We start from the raw sequence: 16,602 nt of genomic DNA on the forward strand, positions 1-16,602 counted from the left end.
CCAAGTAGAAATTCATGACTACACTATCTTCCACACGACGCTCCATGCTGCTGATCGGCATACCCGCGCTGATCGTGCTTGGCGGCCTCGTCTGGTACATAAGCCATCATCACAGCGACAGCTCCACACCACCCGACAGCCAGGCAGCGCCGGTCGTGGCAACGACGGCGCCGGTCACGCAGCAGGATGTGCCCATCTATCTCACCGGCGTAGGCACCGTGGTTCCCAGAGAAAGCGTCACGGTCAGGACCCGGATCGACGGCGAACTCGACCAGGTCGGCTTCACGGAAGGCCAGGACGTGGTGAAAGGGCAATTGATCGCGCAACTCGATCCCCGCACGCAGCAGGCCCAGCTGGATCAGGCCTTGGCGCAAAAAGCCAAGGACCAGGCGCAACTGGTAAACGCCAAGCTCGATTTGCGCCGCTATACCGAACTCATCAAGCAAGACGCCGCCACCCGCCAGACCCTGGATACCCAGCGTGCCCAGGTGGCCCAGATCGAAGCGGCCGTGCAATCCGACAACGCCCAAATCAGCTTTGCCAGGACGCAGCTCAGCTATACCCACATCACTGCCCCGATCAGCGGACGCACAGGCGCACGGCTGGTAGACCCGGGCAATATTGTGCATGCCGCGGACGCCAACGGCCTGGTGGTAATCAACCAGATAGACCCCATTGCAGTCGTATTCACCTTGCCCGAAGAATCGTTCCAGGATATCAATCATGCGCTCAAGGCCAGCCAGGAACCGCTAGCCGTGGAAGCTTACCCCCGCAACAGCGCGCAAGTCCTGGGACGCGGCCATCTGATTCTCCTGAACAACCAGATCGACACCAGTACAGGTACGGTTCAGATCAAGGGCAGCTTCCCCAATCCCGAACATAAGCTCTGGCCGGGCCAGTATGTGAATGCGCGACTGTACCTGGGCATACGCAAGCAGGCGCTGACCGTGCCGGCCGAAGTCGTTCAGCGCGGCCCCGACGGCACCTATGCCTATGTCGTCGACTCCGACGAAACCGTACGGATTCAAGCCATACACGTCATCAACATCCAGGATGGCATCGCCATCGTCGACCAGGGCTTGAGCGCCGGGCAGCGTGTGGTGCGGGATGGCCAATACAAGCTCAGGCCGGGCCTGCGCATAAGCGAAGCGCAAGCGCAAACCGCCCCTGCAGCGAAAGGAAACGCCAAGTGAGCATTTCCGCCACCTTCATCAAGCGCCCGATCGGCACGTCGCTGCTGGCGCTGGCGCTGTTCCTGGTTGGCGCGGCGGTGTTTCCGCTGCTGCCGGTGGCACCCCTGCCGCAAGTCGATTTTCCTACGATTCAGGTTACGGCCAAACTGCCCGGCGGCAACCCCGAAACCATGGCGTCCAGTGTCGCTCAGCCACTTGAGCGGCAGTTCTCCCTGATTGCCGGCCTGACGCAAATGACCTCGGTCAGCGCGCTGGGGTCCACGCAAATTACCCTGCAATTCGACCTGAATCGCGATATCGACGGCGCCTCGCTCGATGTGCAGGCCGCAATCAACGCCGCCGCGGGGCAGTTGCCGGCGAATCTGCCGAATCCGCCGACTTTCCGCAAGATCAATCCGGCCGATTCATCCATCATGATCCTGTCGGTGCAGTCGAATGCCTTGCCCATCACCGAGGTCAACGATTACGCCGACAATATTCTGGCGCAACAGATTTCACAAATCGAAGGTGTCGGGCTGGTCAATATTTTCGGCCAGCAAAAGCCCGCGGTTCGCATACAGGTAGATCCGGACAAATTATCCGCCATGGGCCTGAGCCTGGAAGACATACGCGGCGTCATTGCCAGCACCACGGTCAGCCAGCCCAAAGGAACCATAGACGGAAGCAAACAAAGTTTTACCGTCTACACCAACGACCAGCTGCTGAGCGCCGAACCGTGGAACGACATGGTGCTGGCCTACCGGCACGGCACGCCTATTCGGGTACGCGACGTGGGCACGGCCGTGGCGGGTCCCGAAGATGTAAAACAGGCCGCATGGGCATTTGCCGGCAAAGCGGCGACCGCCGAAGATGCGGCCATCAATGGCCGTTCCCTGGTGGTCGGCATCACCAAGCAGCCGGGCGCCAATGTCATTGAAACCGTAAAACGCATCCGCGCCGCGCTACCGCGCCTGAAAGCCTCCATTCCGCCTACGATCCACGTCAGTACGCTCATTGACCGGACCCAGAACATACGTGCATCGGTCCACGAGGTCGAACTGACCCTGCTCTTGTCCATTGCGCTGGTGGTGGGGGTGATTTTCGTTTTCCTGCGCAGCGTTCCCGCCACCCTGATCCCCAGTGCGACAGTGCCGCTGGCGCTGCTGGGCACCGTCGCCATCATGTATCTGGTCGGCTTCAGCCTGGATAACCTGTCCCTGATGGCGCTGACGATTGCCGTGGGTTTCGTGGTCGATGACGCCATCGTCATGCTGGAGAACATCTACCGGCATATCGAAGACGGCATGTCGCCCATGGAAGCCGCCTATAAGGGCGCCGGCGAAATCGGCTTTACCATTATCTCGATTTCCGTATCGCTCGTCGCCGTATTCATACCGCTGCTGCTGATGGGCGGCATCGTCGGGCGCCTGTTCCGGGAATTCGCCATTACTGTCACGCTGACCATCGTGGTGTCGGTCTTGATCTCGCTGACGCTGACGCCCATGCTGTGCTCGCGTTTCCTGAAAAATTATCACGCTGAGTCGCACGGCCGCATCTACCAGGTGTTCGAGCGCGGTTTCGACATGCTGCTCAACGGCTACCGGCGCGGACTGAACCTGGTCTTGCGCCATCAGTTCATTACCCTGTGCAGTTTCATCGCCACCCTGGCTGCCACCGTGGTGCTGTTCATTGTCATTCCGAAGGGATTTTTTCCCCAGCAAGATACCGGCTTCATCTTCGGGTTTGCCGAGTCGGCCCAGGATACGTCCTTCGACGCCATGAACCAGCGCATGATGAAGCTGGCCGATGTAGTGCGCGAAGATCCGGATATTACGAGTTTCGGGATGAGCAGCAACCAGCCTACCTTCAATACCGGCAGGTTCTTCATCAGCCTCAAACCCAAGGAAGACGGGCGCACGGTCAGCGCGGACCAGGTCATTGCACGTCTGCGCCCCCAACTCGCCAAGGTCGAAGGCATCAAGCTCTTCCTGCAGGCCGGACAAGACATCAATGTGGGCGGCCGCCTGTCGCGCACTCAATACCAGTACACAGTAACGGACGCCAATCTGGACGAGCTCAACACCTGGGCGCCCAAACTGCTGGAGCGATTCCGGCAACTACCCGAACTGACCGACCTGGCGACCGATCAGCAAAATGCCGCGGCCACCGCAACAGTCACCATAGACCGGGCTCGCGCCTCGAGTTTCGGCATTTCGCCGGCGCTGATCGACAACACCATCTACGATGCCATAGGCCAGCGCCAGGTGGCGCAGTATTTCACGCAAATCAACAGCTATCACGTCGTGCTTGAGGTAACGCCGCGCCTGCAGAAAGATCCCGATCTGTTCAACAAGCTTTACGTCACCTCGCCGCTGACCGGCCAGCAGATACCGCTTTCGAGCTTCGTGAAAGTGGACACCACCAAAACCGGATATTTATCGATCAGCCACCAAAGCCAGTTCCCGGCCGTGACGATTTCGTTCAATCTGGCGCCGGGCGTCGCCCTGGGACAAGCCGTTACGGCCATCCAGAAGGCAGAGTCCACCATGAATGTGCCCCAGGCCCTGGTCGGCTCCTTCCAGGGCACGGCCAAGGCGTTCGGAGAATCGCTGGCAACCCAGCCCTACCTGATCGCGGCCGCCCTGGTAGCGGTCTATATCGTGCTGGGCCTGCTGTATGAAAGCTACATTCATCCGCTGACGATTCTCTCGACCCTGCCTTCGGCCGGTGTGGGTGCCCTGTTGATCCTGATGGCCAACGGCTACGACCTGAGCGTCATCGCCCTGATCGGCATCATTTTGCTGATAGGCATCGTCAAGAAAAACGGCATCATGATGATCGACTTCGCCCTGACCGCCGAACGCCAGCACGGACTGGAGCCCAAAGAGGCCATCTACCAGGCCTGCCTGCTGCGTTTCCGTCCGATCATGATGACCACCATGTGCGCCCTGCTCAGCGGCCTGCCGCTGATGCTGGGCCACGGCGCGGGCTCGGAACTGCGCCGGCCGCTGGGATTCGCGATGGTCGGAGGCCTTATCCTGTCACAAGCCCTGACGCTGTTCACGACGCCGGTCATCTATCTGTACCTGGACCGCGCCCACTACTGGTACATGCGCCGCAAAAAGGCTCGCAAGGCAAAAAAAGTCAGGAAAGAACGCCTGGCCCGGCGCGCCTTGCCGGCCCCTGGAAACACCGCTGAATGATTTAAACTATTAGGGAGTCGCAACGGTGTTTCCCATGAAAATACTGATCATCGAAGATGAGCTGAAAACCGCAGATTACCTGCACAAGGGATTGACGGAGCAAGGCTGCGCGGTAGATCTGGCGCACGACGGCATCGACGGCCAGCATCTGGCCCTGCATCACGATTACGATGTCATCGTGCTCGATGTCATGTTGCCCGGCCAGGACGGCTTTTCGCTGCTGCGCGCCCTGCGCGCCGTCAAACAGACGCCGGTCATCATGCTGACCGCGCGCGACCGTGTCGAAGACCGTGTCAAAGGCCTGCACGAAGGCGCCGACGACTACCTGGTCAAACCCTTTTCATTCATGGAATTATTGGCTCGGCTGCAGGCCTTGAACCGGCGCGGGCGCACACAGGAACCCGTGCAGTTGCGCATCGGCGACCTGCATATCGACCTGATCAGCCGCAAAGCCTATCGCGGCAATATCCGCATCGACCTGACGGCCAAGGAGTTTTCGCTGTTGGCGGTGCTGGCGCGACGCCAGGGCGAAATCCTCTCCAAAACCGCCATTGCCGAACTGGTCTGGGACATGAACTTCGACAGCAATACCAATGTGGTGGAAGTCGCCATCAAGCGCTTGCGAGCCAAGATAGATACTCCCTTCAGTCCTCGCCTGCTGCATACCATCCGCGGCATGGGCTATGTGCTGGAACTGCGCCGGGAAGAGGCCTCCAGATGAAACGCTCCATCACCGTGCGGCTGGTGGCCATGTTCGCGCTTGCCACGCTGGCCACGTTTCTGCTGATCGGCGCCGCCCTCTATGGCGTACTGCAGCGCGAACTGGCCCGGCATCAGCACGACGAACTGCAAACGGCTTACCAGGACATGGAATACATGATCAAGCGTGCCGGAACCCCCAAGCGCTGGTCGCATGTCGTCACCAAAATGGATACCCTGACCCTGGCCAACGGCAGCAAACGCTTCTGGGCAAACAGCCCGGACCCGCGCTATCGGTACGGCCGGGATCTGTCCGAAATTCAGGCCGTCCCCCACTCGGCCAATGGCATGGGCATGCTCGAACTGCCCGAACGCGCCTACCCCCTGTACACCCTGACCAAAACCATCGCCGCCTACCAGGACCGGCCGGCCGTCGAACTTACCATAGGCATAGATGCCATGCCTTATGTGCACACCCTGCATACCTTCCTGATCGCGCTGATGGCGCTGTCGCTGACCGCCGTGCTGCTGGTCATGGTCCTGGGCTACTGGATTGCCCAGGTGGGTTTGCGCCCCCTCAAGCTATTGTCGAAAGAAGCGCAAACCCTGAGTCCCAGAACGCTGTCGCAGCGCTTGCGGATCTCGCCGCTTCCCGCGGAACTGTCCGATCTCGCCACAGCCTTCAATGGCGCGCTGGGCCGGCTCGAGGCGGCCTACAACCAGCTCGAGGCCTTCAATGCCGATGTGGCTCACGAACTGCGCACGCCGCTGACCAACCTGATCGGCGAAACCCAGGTTGCCCTGTCGCGCCAGCGTACGGCTCCGCAGTTCCAGGAAGTACTGCAATCGAACCTCGAAGAGGTGGAACGCCTGCGCTCCATCGTCAACGACATGCTGTTTCTGGCACGCGCCGATCAGGGCGAAGCCGCCACAGGCCTGGTGCAGACGCCCATTGTGCAGGAAATAGGCAAAACCATTGAGTTTCTGGAGTTCGTCCTGGACGAGACGCAGGAAACCGTCAAAATCGACGGCGACACCGCTGCCGAGGCAAAAATCGAAACCGCCCTGTTTCGCCGCGCCATGACCAACCTGTTGCAAAATGCAATTGAACATTCCCGTTCCGGCGCGCAGATCCTGGTCAATCTTCACCAGGAATCCTCGCTCATCCGGATTGCGGTCTCCAATCCGGGCGAACCCATCGCTCACAATCACCTGCCCTTGCTGTTCGACCGGTTTTACCGGGTCGACGCCGCGCGCCATAACGGCCAAACGCATGGCCATGGCCTAGGCCTGGCCATTGTCAAGGCGATTGCCACCATGCATGGGGGCGAAGTCTTCGCCAGCAGCGCAAACGGCATGAACACAATCGGCTTCAGTGTGCCGGCGGCGGGCTGAACCCTTGCGGCCGGCTGGAAGCCGCCGCCGAACGCGTACTGGCCTCGATTCGGGCAATACACTCTTCCACTTCATTGGAAATGCCTGCCGCACGCTCGCCCAGAAAATCCAGCAGCTGCCTTACGGCGGGAACCAGCCCCCGACGGGACGGAAATACCGCGTGCACGATACCGGGCTGCAAGGCCCAGCCGGGCAACACCGGCACTAAACGGCCATCGTTCAGCTCGTCGCGGCACATATAGTCGGGCAACATGCTGATACCTGTGCCAGCCAGCACCGCAAACTTGATGGTCAGCAAATCGTCGGCCACATAACGGGGGCGGTGCTGAACCGTGTGTTCCTGGCCGTTGGGACCAAGCAGCTTCCAGCTCGACCGGCCATCGGCCACCGACATGGCCACGGTATCGAATCGGGACAGGTCATCGGGCTCGACAGGCTGCCCCTGGCGCTGCAACTGCGATGGGCTGGCCACCAGCAGTGCGTGAGACAAACCAAGATGTTTGACGACCAGGCTGCCGCTGTCGGCCAGGCTAGGCCGCACGCGCAGCGCAATGTCCATGCCCTCTTCAACCAGGTCCACGACGCGATTGCTGACCTCCATCATGACCTGGACCAGCGGATAGCGGGCCAGAAACTCCGGAAGGACCGGGCCAACCACGGTTTGCGCCAGCGTCACCGGGCAACTGAGGCGAATGATGCCACAGGGCTCGCTTTGCACCTGGGCCACAGTGGCGGCGGCGGCATCGGCCTCGGCGCACATGGCCACGCAATGGCGCAGATACATCTCGCCGACTGTCGTCAGGGACAGCTTGCGCGTAGTACGTTGCAGCAAACGGACGCCCAGATCCGCTTCGAGCTTGGCCACGCGCCGGGACAAACGCGATTTGGGCAGCCCCATGGCCCGTGCGGCCGCGGCGAAACCACCACGGTTCACCACCTCGGCAAAGTAGCGCATATCGTTCAGGTCTAGCATCAGCGGCCTCAATTAGATCAATAAACAGGACAATTTATTGCAGTTTTGCCAACTTATCAATGATTCGATACTTATTCATAATACATTCATCGCCGCCTGGTGTGGCTTACTTATGTTGAAGAAAATCATGAAACTGCTGCATATCGATTCAAGCGTCACCGGCGCAAGCTCCGTCTCACGTCAACTTACCGCACGTATCGTTGCCCAGTGGCGCGCCGACCATCCCGCCATCGAAGTCGACTACCTGGATCTGGCCGCCGCGGCCCCCAGCCACCTGTCGGCGGATTCGCTGGGCTTCCGGCTTCCTCCCAGCACCGCAAGCCTGAGCGAAGTGCAACGGCAGGAAAATGCAATTTCCGAAACGCTGGTAACGCAATTCCTGGCGGCCGACGTCATCGTGGTGGGCGCTCCCTTGTACAACTTCTCGATCCCCAGCCAGCTCAAGGCCTGGATCGACCGCATTGCACAAGCCGGCCGCACATTCAAGTACACCGAAAACGGCCCCATCGGCCTGGCAGCGGGCAAAACCGTAGTGGTGGCCTCGAGCCGCGGCGGAATCTACTCCACCAGCGATGCGGGCCGCGCCATGGAACACCAGGAAAGCTATCTGCAAATCGTATTCGGCTTTTTCGGCATCACCGATGTTCGTTTTGTGCGTGCTGAAGGCGTGGCAATGGGCGATGCGCCCAAGGCCCAGGCGATTGCCGCCGCCGAGCAGGAAATCAAGGCGCTGGACACCGCCGCCAACGAAAGCGCCGCCGCACTGGCCGCCTGAACAGGCTGGGTACTTCGACCCGCCCGCGGCAATCTACGCCAGATTGTCGCGGACCCATTGTTCACACTCCAGCGCCAGACTCATTATGCGCTGGATGATTTGCACCTCGGTCTTCCCCGCCGCGCGTTGGGCGCTACTGAAAATTTCCAGACTCTCGTCGGTAGGGAACCAGTCATTTTCCGGCTGGATCTCCAGGCCATCGACGTGCTTGATATTGCCGTTAGGCAAGATATACCAGGTATCCATCACGGGTATCCTATTTGTCCCAATTTCAGGCAGCCGTACCTGCGCCGCGGCCGGACACCTAGACACCTATTCTATTGGCGGTAGTCAGGCGTCCTGTCGCCATGCGCGGGCATATCGTCGCGAAGGAGGCTGAAATATACGCCGCCACCGTAACACTCTTTACATTCTTTATGGGGTTTTATGGCGCGCACGCAACAATTCTTTGCACAACATGCCGCGACAACGATATTAAAATGGCGGATCAAAGAATTTGATTGGGTTGGCATGAGTTCAACACCATAATTCTACTTTCGGCTTCAACACACCTCTTACTACATGTCTGACTCCTATGTTTTGCATGGCTCGCAACAGCCGGAATTGCTGCACCGTAAAACATTGGCCGACGTGTTTGAGGCAAGCGCCACACACCACCCCCAGAACACCGCGTTGATTTTCGGCACACGCAGCCTGAGTTACGCCGAACTCAATGTCGAGGCCGATCGCGCCACCCATCGCCTGATCGAAGCCGGGGTAAAGCCCGGACATATCGTTGGATTATGGTTGCCGCGCGGCATCGATTTGCTGATCATGCAACTGGCGATCGCCAAAACCGGCGCAGCCTGGCTTCCTTTCGACGCGGATACGCCCGTTGAGCGCATAGCCGTATGCCTGGAGGATGCAAAAGCAAGCGCCCTGCTCAGTTGCGCGGACCTGCTGCCGCAACTGGGTTCCCTGGCTGCGCCGGTGCACACGGCGGAACAGTTGCTGGCACCGCTGGACAACGATCCCCCCCCCTTGCGCCACCGCGCCGGCACCCAGGGCGAAGACACCGCCTATGTCATCTACACCTCCGGATCCACAGGCAAGCCCAAGGGCATTGCCATCACGCAAGCCAGTATCTGCCATTTTTTGCAAAGCGAAAATGCCATACTGGGAGTGCGCGAAAGCGACCGGGTATACCAGGGATTCTCGGTGGCATTCGACATGTCGTTCGAGGAAATATGGATCAGCTACCTGGTGGGTGCCACCCTCTGGATAGCTCCCAAGGAAATCGCGGCCGATCCCGAGGCCCTGCCGCGCGCATTGACGGCGGAAAACATCACGGTTCTGCACGCCGTGCCGACCTTGCTGGCCCTGTTCTCCCAGGATGTGCCCAGCTTGCGGATTATCAACCTGGGCGGGGAAATGTGCCCCGAAACGCTGGTCGAGCGCTGGGCAAAGCCCGGACGGCAGATGTTCAACACCTACGGCCCCACCGAAGCGACTGTCTCGGCCAGCCTGGCCCAGTTGAAACCGGGCGAGGCCGTGACAATTGGCCATCCTTTGCCCAACTATGGCTTGCTGGTGGTCGCAACCGGGACGGAAGGCGCCGAAAGCCAAACGCTGCGCATATTGCCTCACGGCGAGATCGGTGAGCTGTGTATTACCGGCCCCGGCGTGGCGGCGGGCTATCTGGGGCGGCCCGACCTGACCCGGGAAAAATTCCTGCCCAATCCCTGGAGCATTGGCGAGCACGACCAACGGCTTTACCGCACCGGCGACCTGGCCCGCATCGACGCCGATCATCGCGTGCATTGCCTGGGCCGCGCCGACGATCAAGTCAAGATCCGCGGTTTTCGGGTAGAGCTGGGTGAAATCGAAGCGGTGCTGGCTCAGCAGCCGGGCATAGGTGCCACAGCGGTGGTGCTGCGCCAGGATGCCGGCATGGACCAGTTGATTGCGTTCTGGGTGGGCGCCAATGGCGAAGCCACCGCCATGCCAGACAACGGGAACGGAACCGCCGCCGGGGATGCCGATACCTCCACGGCAACGCTGCGCGCGGCCCTGGGAGCACGCTTGCCTCCCTATATGGTGCCGGTGCGCTTTGAACATCTGGCGGAAATGCCGCGCCTGCCTTCCGGCAAGATCGATCGCAAAACGCTCAAAGCCCTGCCGCTGGCTGCCAGCGGCCCGGCCGAAGGCTCGGACGCAGCGGAAACCCCGGCGGAAGAAGCCTTGTTTGCCGCGCTGGAAACGCTCTTTCCGGGCCAGGCCGTACGCCGGGAGCTGGATTTTTTCAGCGACCTGGGAGGTCACTCGCTGTTTGCCGCACGACTCGCCTCCGCATTGCGAGCCGATCAGCGCTTTGCACAAGTGACCGTGCGCGATATCTACCAAAACCGCCAGATCGGCCGACTGGCCCAAGTGCTGTCCACCGTCATGGATCGCCAGGCCAGCGACACAGCGCTTCACGGCGCAGAACGGACTGTCCCCCCGCCCCGGATCATGCATTCGCGATGGCGACGCTGGCGTTGCGGGGTCGCGCAGGCTGTCACCGTGCCGTTCCTGGTGACGTTCAAAATGGCGCAATGGCTGCTGCCCTTCTTTGCCTATCAATATCTTACGGGCGACCCGGGCGATTCCATCACCCGGGCCGTTGCCGTGTCGGTCGTGGTGTTTTTGCTGGCTACCCTGCTGGAGTTCGTCCTGGCCTGCGCCGGCAAATGGCTGATTCTGGGGCGATTGAAACCCGGGCGCTATCCGCTTTGGGGCGTGACTTACTTCCGCTGGTGGCTTACCGATCGCATACTCGAAGCAACACCCCTGTACATGCTCAACGGCTCTTCCTTATATGTCTACTGGCTTCGCGCGCTCGGGGCCCGGATCGGCAACGACGTGCTGATTGGCTCGATTACATTGCGTGTGCCGGATCTGCTCAGCGTCGGCGACGGCGTCAGCATAGGCAACGGCGTCAACCTGGAAAACGCCCGCGTACAGAACGGCGAATTGATACTGGGCCAAATCACGCTGGAAGACCAGGTCTCGCTGGGCGCCTATGTGGTAATGGAAGGCAACACCCATATCGGCGAGTGGGGGCACGTGGACGGGCAGTCGGCATTGCGCGATGGCTCGCGGGTGCCGGCCCGCCGCATCTGGGGCGGTTCGCCCGCCATCGACCACGGGGAATTCGATCCCGCCAGCCTGCCTTTGCGGCCCGTCGAATCGCGAGCCCACATCATCGGCAAGAACATCTACTTCGTGCTGGGCGCCCTGTTCATCAGCGTGCTGTTTTTCATGCCCCTGTTCCCGACCTTCATTCTGGTTGACTACCTGGACATCGACAACCTGTCCGTGGGCGCGCTGCAGCGCGCCGGCTTCGTCAACGGCTACGATGTCTTCGCCTTGCGCCTGATCAAATACTTCCTGCTGGCGCTGCCCGCCAGCGTCGTGATGATTGTCCTGACCGCCCTGCTGGCCGCGGGCATACGCTGGGCGCTGCTGCCCAAACTCAAGCCAGGCCGCTACCCTGTGAATGGCAGGGTCTTCCTCCTCAAGTGGCTGGTCAACCAGATTCAGGAGTCCAGCCTGCAGGTGCTGCATGGCGTCTACGCCACGGTGTTTTCCTCCACCTGGTATAGGTTGCTGGGCGCGCGGGTCGGCCGCGATGCGGAGATCTCTACCGCGCTGGGGGTAGTGCCCGACATGCTGACTCTGGGCGACGAGACCTTTATCGCCGACGCGGTCATGCTGGGCGACGAACATATCGACGGCGGCTGGATGACCGTAAAGCCGACCGTTATCGCGCGCCGCAGCTTTGTCGGCAATGGCACCTATATACCCGACGGCACCAACCTGCCGGAAAATGTGCTGATCGGAGTGCTTTCCAGCCTGCCGCGCTCGACGCAGGTCAAAAGCGGTGATACCTGGCTGGGCTCGCCTCCCATCAATCTACCCGCCCGCGAGACGGTGCAGGGCTTTCCCGAAGAGCTGACATACCACCCCTCGCCCTCGCGACGCCTGCAGCGCGGCCTGGTTGAGACCTTCCGTATCGTGGCACCCCATTCCCTGGTGATCGCCGCCGGCTATGCGATCGTGCTGGATGTCATGCCCATTGCGGGGGCCGGCCACTGGCTCTACACGATCCGCGAACTGGCCATTTCCGGACTGCTGTTCGGCCTTGCGACCTTTCTGTTCGTGGCCTTTTTCAAATGGGTGCTGCTGGGCCGCTACCGGCGCTGCGCGGTACCCATGTGGACTCCATTCGTGTGGCTGTCCGAGGCCACCACCAATATGTATGAAGGCATTGCCGTTCCGAATTTCCTGCGCTACCTGCGGGGCACGCCTTTCCTGCCCAAGGCACTCAACCTGCTGGGTTGCCACATCGGACGTGGCGTTTACCTGGACACCACCGACATCACCGAATTCGATTGCGTGCACATAGGCGACTACAGCGAGCTCAACGCCTTGTGCTGCCCACAGACCCATCTGTTTGAGGACAGGGTCATGAAAATCGACGATGTGCGCATCGGTGCGCGCACCTACATGGGGCCGCGCAGTACCATCCTGTACAGCGCCAATATCGCAAACGATGTACGCCTGGGTCCGTTGACCCTGGTCATGAAGGGCGAGAACATACCCGCCAATACCGCCTGGCACGGCTGCCCCGCCATGCCTCAGCCTGACAATCCGCGGTAGGGGCGGGCCCTGTACCCGCCCGTTTGGCCACGCATTGATCGCGGAGGGCCACAAGGGCGACCCCTACGGTCGCCTGCTACACTTGACGCTCTTCCATGCGGGCAAACATCATTGTGACCACGACTTCCTTTTCCAGCCTTCCCCTTACGCCCGCCACGCTCGACAACCTCAATAACCTGGGCTACGTCGACATGACGCCCATCCAGGCGCAAAGCCTGCCTTCGATTCTTGAAGGCCGCGACGTGATCGCCCAGGCCAAAACCGGCAGCGGCAAAACCGCCACCTTCGGCCTGGGCATATTGCACAAGTTGAACCCTGCCGATTTTGCCATCCAGGCCCTGGTCCTGTGCCCCACCCGCGAACTCGCCGACCAGGTGGCCAACGAGCTGCGCCGTCTTGCCCGCGCCGCCGGCAATGTGAAAATACTGACGGTATGCGGAGGCACTCCCATCCGGCCGCAAATCGAATCCCTGGCGCGCGGCGCGCATATCGTGGTGGGCACCCCGGGCAGGCTGCTCGACCATATCGACCGCAACAGCATCGATTTATCGGCTATCCAAACCCTGGTGCTGGACGAAGCCGACCGCATGATCGACATGGGGTTCTACGACGATATCGTCACCGTCGTGAACGCGTGCTCGGCAAAGCGGCAAACGCTGCTGTTTTCGGCAACCTATCCCGATGATATCCGCAAGGCCAGCGCCCGCTTCCTCGTCAAGCCAACCGAAGTCAAAGTGGAGTCGCAGCACGACGCCAGCCAGATCGAACAGCATTTCTATGAAATCGCCCCGGAAAGCCGCAATGCGGCGGTGGCTCAGTTGCTTGAGCATTTCCGTCCGGTATCCACGCTGGCTTTCTGCAACACCAAGGCACAATGCGAAACGCTTGCGGCAGAGTTGCGGAGCCGCGGTTTCAGCGCCCTGGCGCTGCATGGCGATCTGGACCAGCGTGAACGCGAAGATGTGCTGGTGCAGTTTTCCAACCAGAGTTGTTCAGTGCTGGTGGCGACCGATGTCGCGGCGCGCGGCCTGGACATACAAACCCTGGGGGCGGTGATCAACGTCGATGTCACGCCGGACGCCGAGGTGCATATCCACCGCATCGGACGCACCGGGCGCGGCCAGGAAAAAGGCCTGGCCTTGAGCCTGTGCGCTCCGTACGAAATGCGCTGGGCCAATCTGATCGAACAGTATCAAGGCAAGCCCCTGGTCTGGTCGGATCTGGCCGCGCTCAAGCCGGCTCCCGGCGGCCGCCTGCGGGCACCCATGGTCACGCTCTGCATTCAGGGCGGCAAAAAAGACAAGCTGCGCCCGGGTGATCTATTGGGCGCCCTCACGGGAGATGCGGGCCTGAATGCGGATCAGGTCGGCAAGATAAATATTTTCAATTTCGTGAGCTTTGTGGCGCTGGACCGGCGTATTGCCAAGGAAGCCTACGCCAAGCTGGGCAACAGCAATATCAAGGGCCGCCGCTTCAGAATGCGCTTCATGCCGGAAAACTAGGGTATTTTTGATTCGAGTGGTTACGACACTCGATTGTTTACGGGGATCGATGGATAGGTATTTAAAGACGCCGTCTATCGGGGCTTGGGGTCAGGACCGGCACGGCGTGCTTGATCCGGATCTACCTCGTCCAGGCGGGCGTCGGGCCAAACTCGCTACGCCGCTGGCGCGGCTACGCTCAAACATGGCCCGCCGAAAGCCCCCGCCTTCCCTACGGTAGCATCCGGCGCACGCCTTACGCCGGCCCTGACCCCAAGCCCCGATAGACGGCTCGCGTGATGGCATGCCTGGAATTGCATCACGAGGTGCCCGGAATTTACGTGCTCGCCCCTACCGTTAATGGGCCTGCACCCATAGAAACAGTTAACGTGCCCGCACTCATGTCTCTATCGAGTGGCCACTACACCACGCTGTGCCAAACCCTGGATTTACTAAGCACCCACCGCCTCAACGTAGCCTGTGATTGGCTCAACGCGGCTTCCCCAATGTATACCTCGATGCATTACCTCAACGCGAGCCGCAGGGTGGGCGGTGCTGTGCAGGCCGGCGGTAGTCCAGCGCCGGGTGCTGACGAAGGGAAGGCGGGGGCCTTCGGCGGGCCCTGTTTGAGTGGCGACCCGCAACGCGGGGCGACGCGAGTTGGCCCGACGCCCGCCTGGACGAGGCAGACCCGGGCAGTCGGGGTGCGTAGCACCACGACCGCTGGACGTGCCGGACTGTACAGCACCGCCCACCCTGCGGCGTCTTTATAGAATTAACCGCCGCCTACACAGCAACACACAGTCCAACCTCATCGTTCAAGCCTGTACAAGCAGCCCAAACTCACAGATCAAATCTAAAAACAGCTCAAAACAAAAGTCACTGAAACACGCTCAGCTCAATAAACACTTGAGCCAAAAACGCATTGCGAATTTTCGGACCTAGGATTTCTACCGCCCACGCTCCTAGACTATCTGTCCGCCAGATCCGCCAAAGCCCGATCAAAGATCTGCCGGGTCCTTACCCACACCAGTTCCCGCCAATCACGGTCCTTGGGAAAGAAGAACTCCATGATGCCATTTTTCGCCCGGGTAAACTCCCGACCTTGCAGCGTGCCCGAAAGATGCGCGAAATGATCATTCAGAAGCGCATCATGGCCGACTTTCTCCGAATCATAGGTGCCGCACTCTATGACCAGCTGAGTAAATCTTTTTCCCGCCATCATGTCTACCATGGCCTGAGAGGTATAGCCGGTTGCCGCCGCGGAAATCCCCGTATCGGTGGTTCGGCTGACGCCGGTCAGGATCTTGTACAGCCACGCGCCATATAAGCGCTGCGCATCGGCCATTCCCGGGTATTCTTGCTCCGCAATGGCCATCAGCATCGGATGGCCATATGCGCCGGCCCCCGTGTGCAGATCGAAACTGATGGCATCGCTGCAGTCGCCCAGAAATTCCTGGACAATGGCACGCAGGGTGACGTTCGACCACGAGGGCTCAAAGCCGCCGAAATACAAGCCATCCTGATGCTTGTACTGGCCCGCCCCCAATTGATTCATTACCTGGGCATAGCCGACCTGCCTGACTTTCTCGGCCCATTTTCCCTCGGCTCTTCGGCGCCCTTCGCCCTGGGCGGATTCCTTGACGAACAGATCGTGAATCGTTTCGTACGCGGGGTTCTCCGGCACAGGCTTGCCGAAATCCAGATAATTCCTGTTCAGATCGATATTGCCTTCATTGACCCGGCGTTTCCACGACGTACCCCACGGGTTGATCAGATGGATCATCAGGATTCCAACATCGCCGTCCTGCGCCCTGCCTGCCAGATGATCCATGTAATGGGCCTGGCACATCGAACCGTAATAGCCTTCGACGCCATGTGTGCCCGAGACGCAAACCAGCCACTTCTTTGTCCCATTTTTTGCTAAAACGGCGACATCCGTATACAGATCCTCGCCATCCATGCCTTTCAAGGGATGAAGATAATGCTTGATCCGGGCGTTGTGCTGTTCCGCATTTGCCAGAAACTGCAATCTCAGGGCCGTGTAGCTGGGTTCGGCATCCATCATATAGTGCATCATTGGTTTTCCTGCCTTTTGACTGTTCAATCCAGGGCCCGGCGCCTGTACAAGAGCGGCGCATGGGCGGTGTCCCGCTGTATGGAAGTAGCTTGAATGATACTAGGATACTAGGGATAGCCCTAAAGTATATACATAGTTCGAGAT

Annotated in this window: 10 protein-coding genes; 7 read left to right on the forward strand and 3 right to left on the reverse strand. The window is 60.3% G+C overall.

Features of this window, described 5'->3' with window-relative positions:
- Positions 1-14 precede the first annotated feature (14 nt).
- Genes LSG25_RS05900 through LSG25_RS05915 form a run of 4 tightly spaced genes read left to right on the forward strand, consistent with a single transcriptional unit; the run spans position 15 to position 6,469 of the window.
- The gene (locus LSG25_RS05900) at positions 15-1,193 is read left to right on the forward strand and encodes an efflux RND transporter periplasmic adaptor subunit (RefSeq protein WP_232743769.1); all 1,179 of its coding nucleotides are present in this window, start codon (positions 15-17) and stop codon (positions 1,191-1,193) included.
- A complete protein-coding gene (locus LSG25_RS05905; protein WP_232743770.1) occupies positions 1,190-4,375 on the forward strand; it encodes an efflux RND transporter permease subunit in 3,186 nt (1,061 codons plus the stop codon). Before LSG25_RS05900 ends, LSG25_RS05905 begins: the two co-directional genes overlap by 4 nt.
- 34 nt (positions 4,376-4,409) lie before the next feature.
- Complete coding sequence (locus LSG25_RS05910; protein ID WP_232743771.1) at positions 4,410-5,096, forward strand: heavy metal response regulator transcription factor; 687 nt, start codon at positions 4,410-4,412, stop codon at positions 5,094-5,096.
- Positions 5,093-6,469 carry a heavy metal sensor histidine kinase gene (locus tag LSG25_RS05915; RefSeq protein ID WP_232743772.1) on the forward strand — a complete coding sequence of 459 codons (1,377 nt, stop codon included), beginning with the start codon at positions 5,093-5,095 and terminating at the stop codon, positions 6,467-6,469. Before LSG25_RS05910 ends, LSG25_RS05915 begins: the two co-directional genes overlap by 4 nt.
- Here LSG25_RS05915 and LSG25_RS05920 read toward each other — a convergent pair.
- The gene (locus LSG25_RS05920) at positions 6,447-7,442 is read right to left on the reverse strand and encodes a LysR family transcriptional regulator (protein WP_232743773.1); all 996 of its coding nucleotides are present in this window, start codon (positions 7,440-7,442) and stop codon (positions 6,447-6,449) included. The genes LSG25_RS05915 and LSG25_RS05920 overlap by 23 nt on opposite strands.
- Positions 7,443-7,569: 127 nt before the next feature.
- Between LSG25_RS05920 and LSG25_RS05925 the strand changes: the two genes are divergently transcribed.
- The gene (locus LSG25_RS05925) at positions 7,570-8,217 is read left to right on the forward strand and encodes an FMN-dependent NADH-azoreductase (RefSeq protein WP_232743774.1); all 648 of its coding nucleotides are present in this window, start codon (positions 7,570-7,572) and stop codon (positions 8,215-8,217) included.
- 33 nt (positions 8,218-8,250) lie between these two features.
- Here the strand turns inward: LSG25_RS05925 and LSG25_RS05930 are convergent, their stop codons facing one another.
- Entirely contained in the window at positions 8,251-8,463 is a 213-nt protein-coding gene (locus tag LSG25_RS05930) for a hypothetical protein (RefSeq protein WP_232743775.1), read from the reverse strand.
- Positions 8,464-8,778: 315 nt separating this feature from the next.
- On the opposite strand from LSG25_RS05930, the gene LSG25_RS05935 reads away from it, so the two are divergent.
- Both LSG25_RS05935 and dbpA read left to right on the forward strand, forming a co-directional pair.
- Positions 8,779-12,897 (forward strand): Pls/PosA family non-ribosomal peptide synthetase, encoded by a 4,119-nt coding sequence (locus LSG25_RS05935; RefSeq protein WP_232743776.1) that lies wholly within the window; start codon positions 8,779-8,781, stop codon positions 12,895-12,897.
- Positions 12,898-13,010: 113 nt separating this feature from the next.
- Positions 13,011-14,399 carry an ATP-dependent RNA helicase DbpA gene (gene dbpA / locus LSG25_RS05940; protein ID WP_232743777.1) on the forward strand — a complete coding sequence of 463 codons (1,389 nt, stop codon included), beginning with the start codon at positions 13,011-13,013 and terminating at the stop codon, positions 14,397-14,399.
- Positions 14,400-15,348: 949 nt separating this feature from the next.
- On the opposite strand, the gene LSG25_RS05945 is transcribed toward dbpA, so the two are convergent.
- The gene (locus tag LSG25_RS05945) at positions 15,349-16,458 is read right to left on the reverse strand and encodes a DUF2817 domain-containing protein (protein WP_232743778.1); all 1,110 of its coding nucleotides are present in this window, start codon (positions 16,456-16,458) and stop codon (positions 15,349-15,351) included.
- Positions 16,459-16,602: the final 144 nt, after the last annotated feature.

It is taken from the genome of Paralcaligenes sp. KSB-10 (genome assembly GCF_021266465.1).
In the GTDB taxonomy this organism is placed as follows: Bacteria; Pseudomonadota; Gammaproteobacteria; order Burkholderiales; family Burkholderiaceae_B.

What these genes read in the sequence shown, in the direction of transcription:
- LSG25_RS05920 (WP_232743773.1), bottom strand. Translation starts at nt 7,442, where the DNA reads ATGCTAGACCTGAACGATATGCGCTACTTTGCCGAGGTGGTGAACCGT.
- LSG25_RS05945 (WP_232743778.1), bottom strand. Translation starts at nt 16,458, where the DNA reads ATGATGCACTATATGATGGATGCCGAACCCAGCTACACGGCCCTGAGA.
- LSG25_RS05915 (WP_232743772.1), top strand. Translation starts at nt 5,093, where the DNA reads ATGAAACGCTCCATCACCGTGCGGCTGGTGGCCATGTTCGCGCTTGCC.
- LSG25_RS05930 (WP_232743775.1), bottom strand. Translation starts at nt 8,463, where the DNA reads ATGGATACCTGGTATATCTTGCCTAACGGCAATATCAAGCACGTCGAT.
- LSG25_RS05935 (WP_232743776.1), top strand. Translation starts at nt 8,779, where the DNA reads ATGTCTGACTCCTATGTTTTGCATGGCTCGCAACAGCCGGAATTGCTG.
- LSG25_RS05910 (WP_232743771.1), top strand. Translation starts at nt 4,410, where the DNA reads ATGAAAATACTGATCATCGAAGATGAGCTGAAAACCGCAGATTACCTG.
- LSG25_RS05925 (WP_232743774.1), top strand. Translation starts at nt 7,570, where the DNA reads ATGAAACTGCTGCATATCGATTCAAGCGTCACCGGCGCAAGCTCCGTC.
- LSG25_RS05900 (WP_232743769.1), top strand. Translation starts at nt 15, where the DNA reads ATGACTACACTATCTTCCACACGACGCTCCATGCTGCTGATCGGCATA.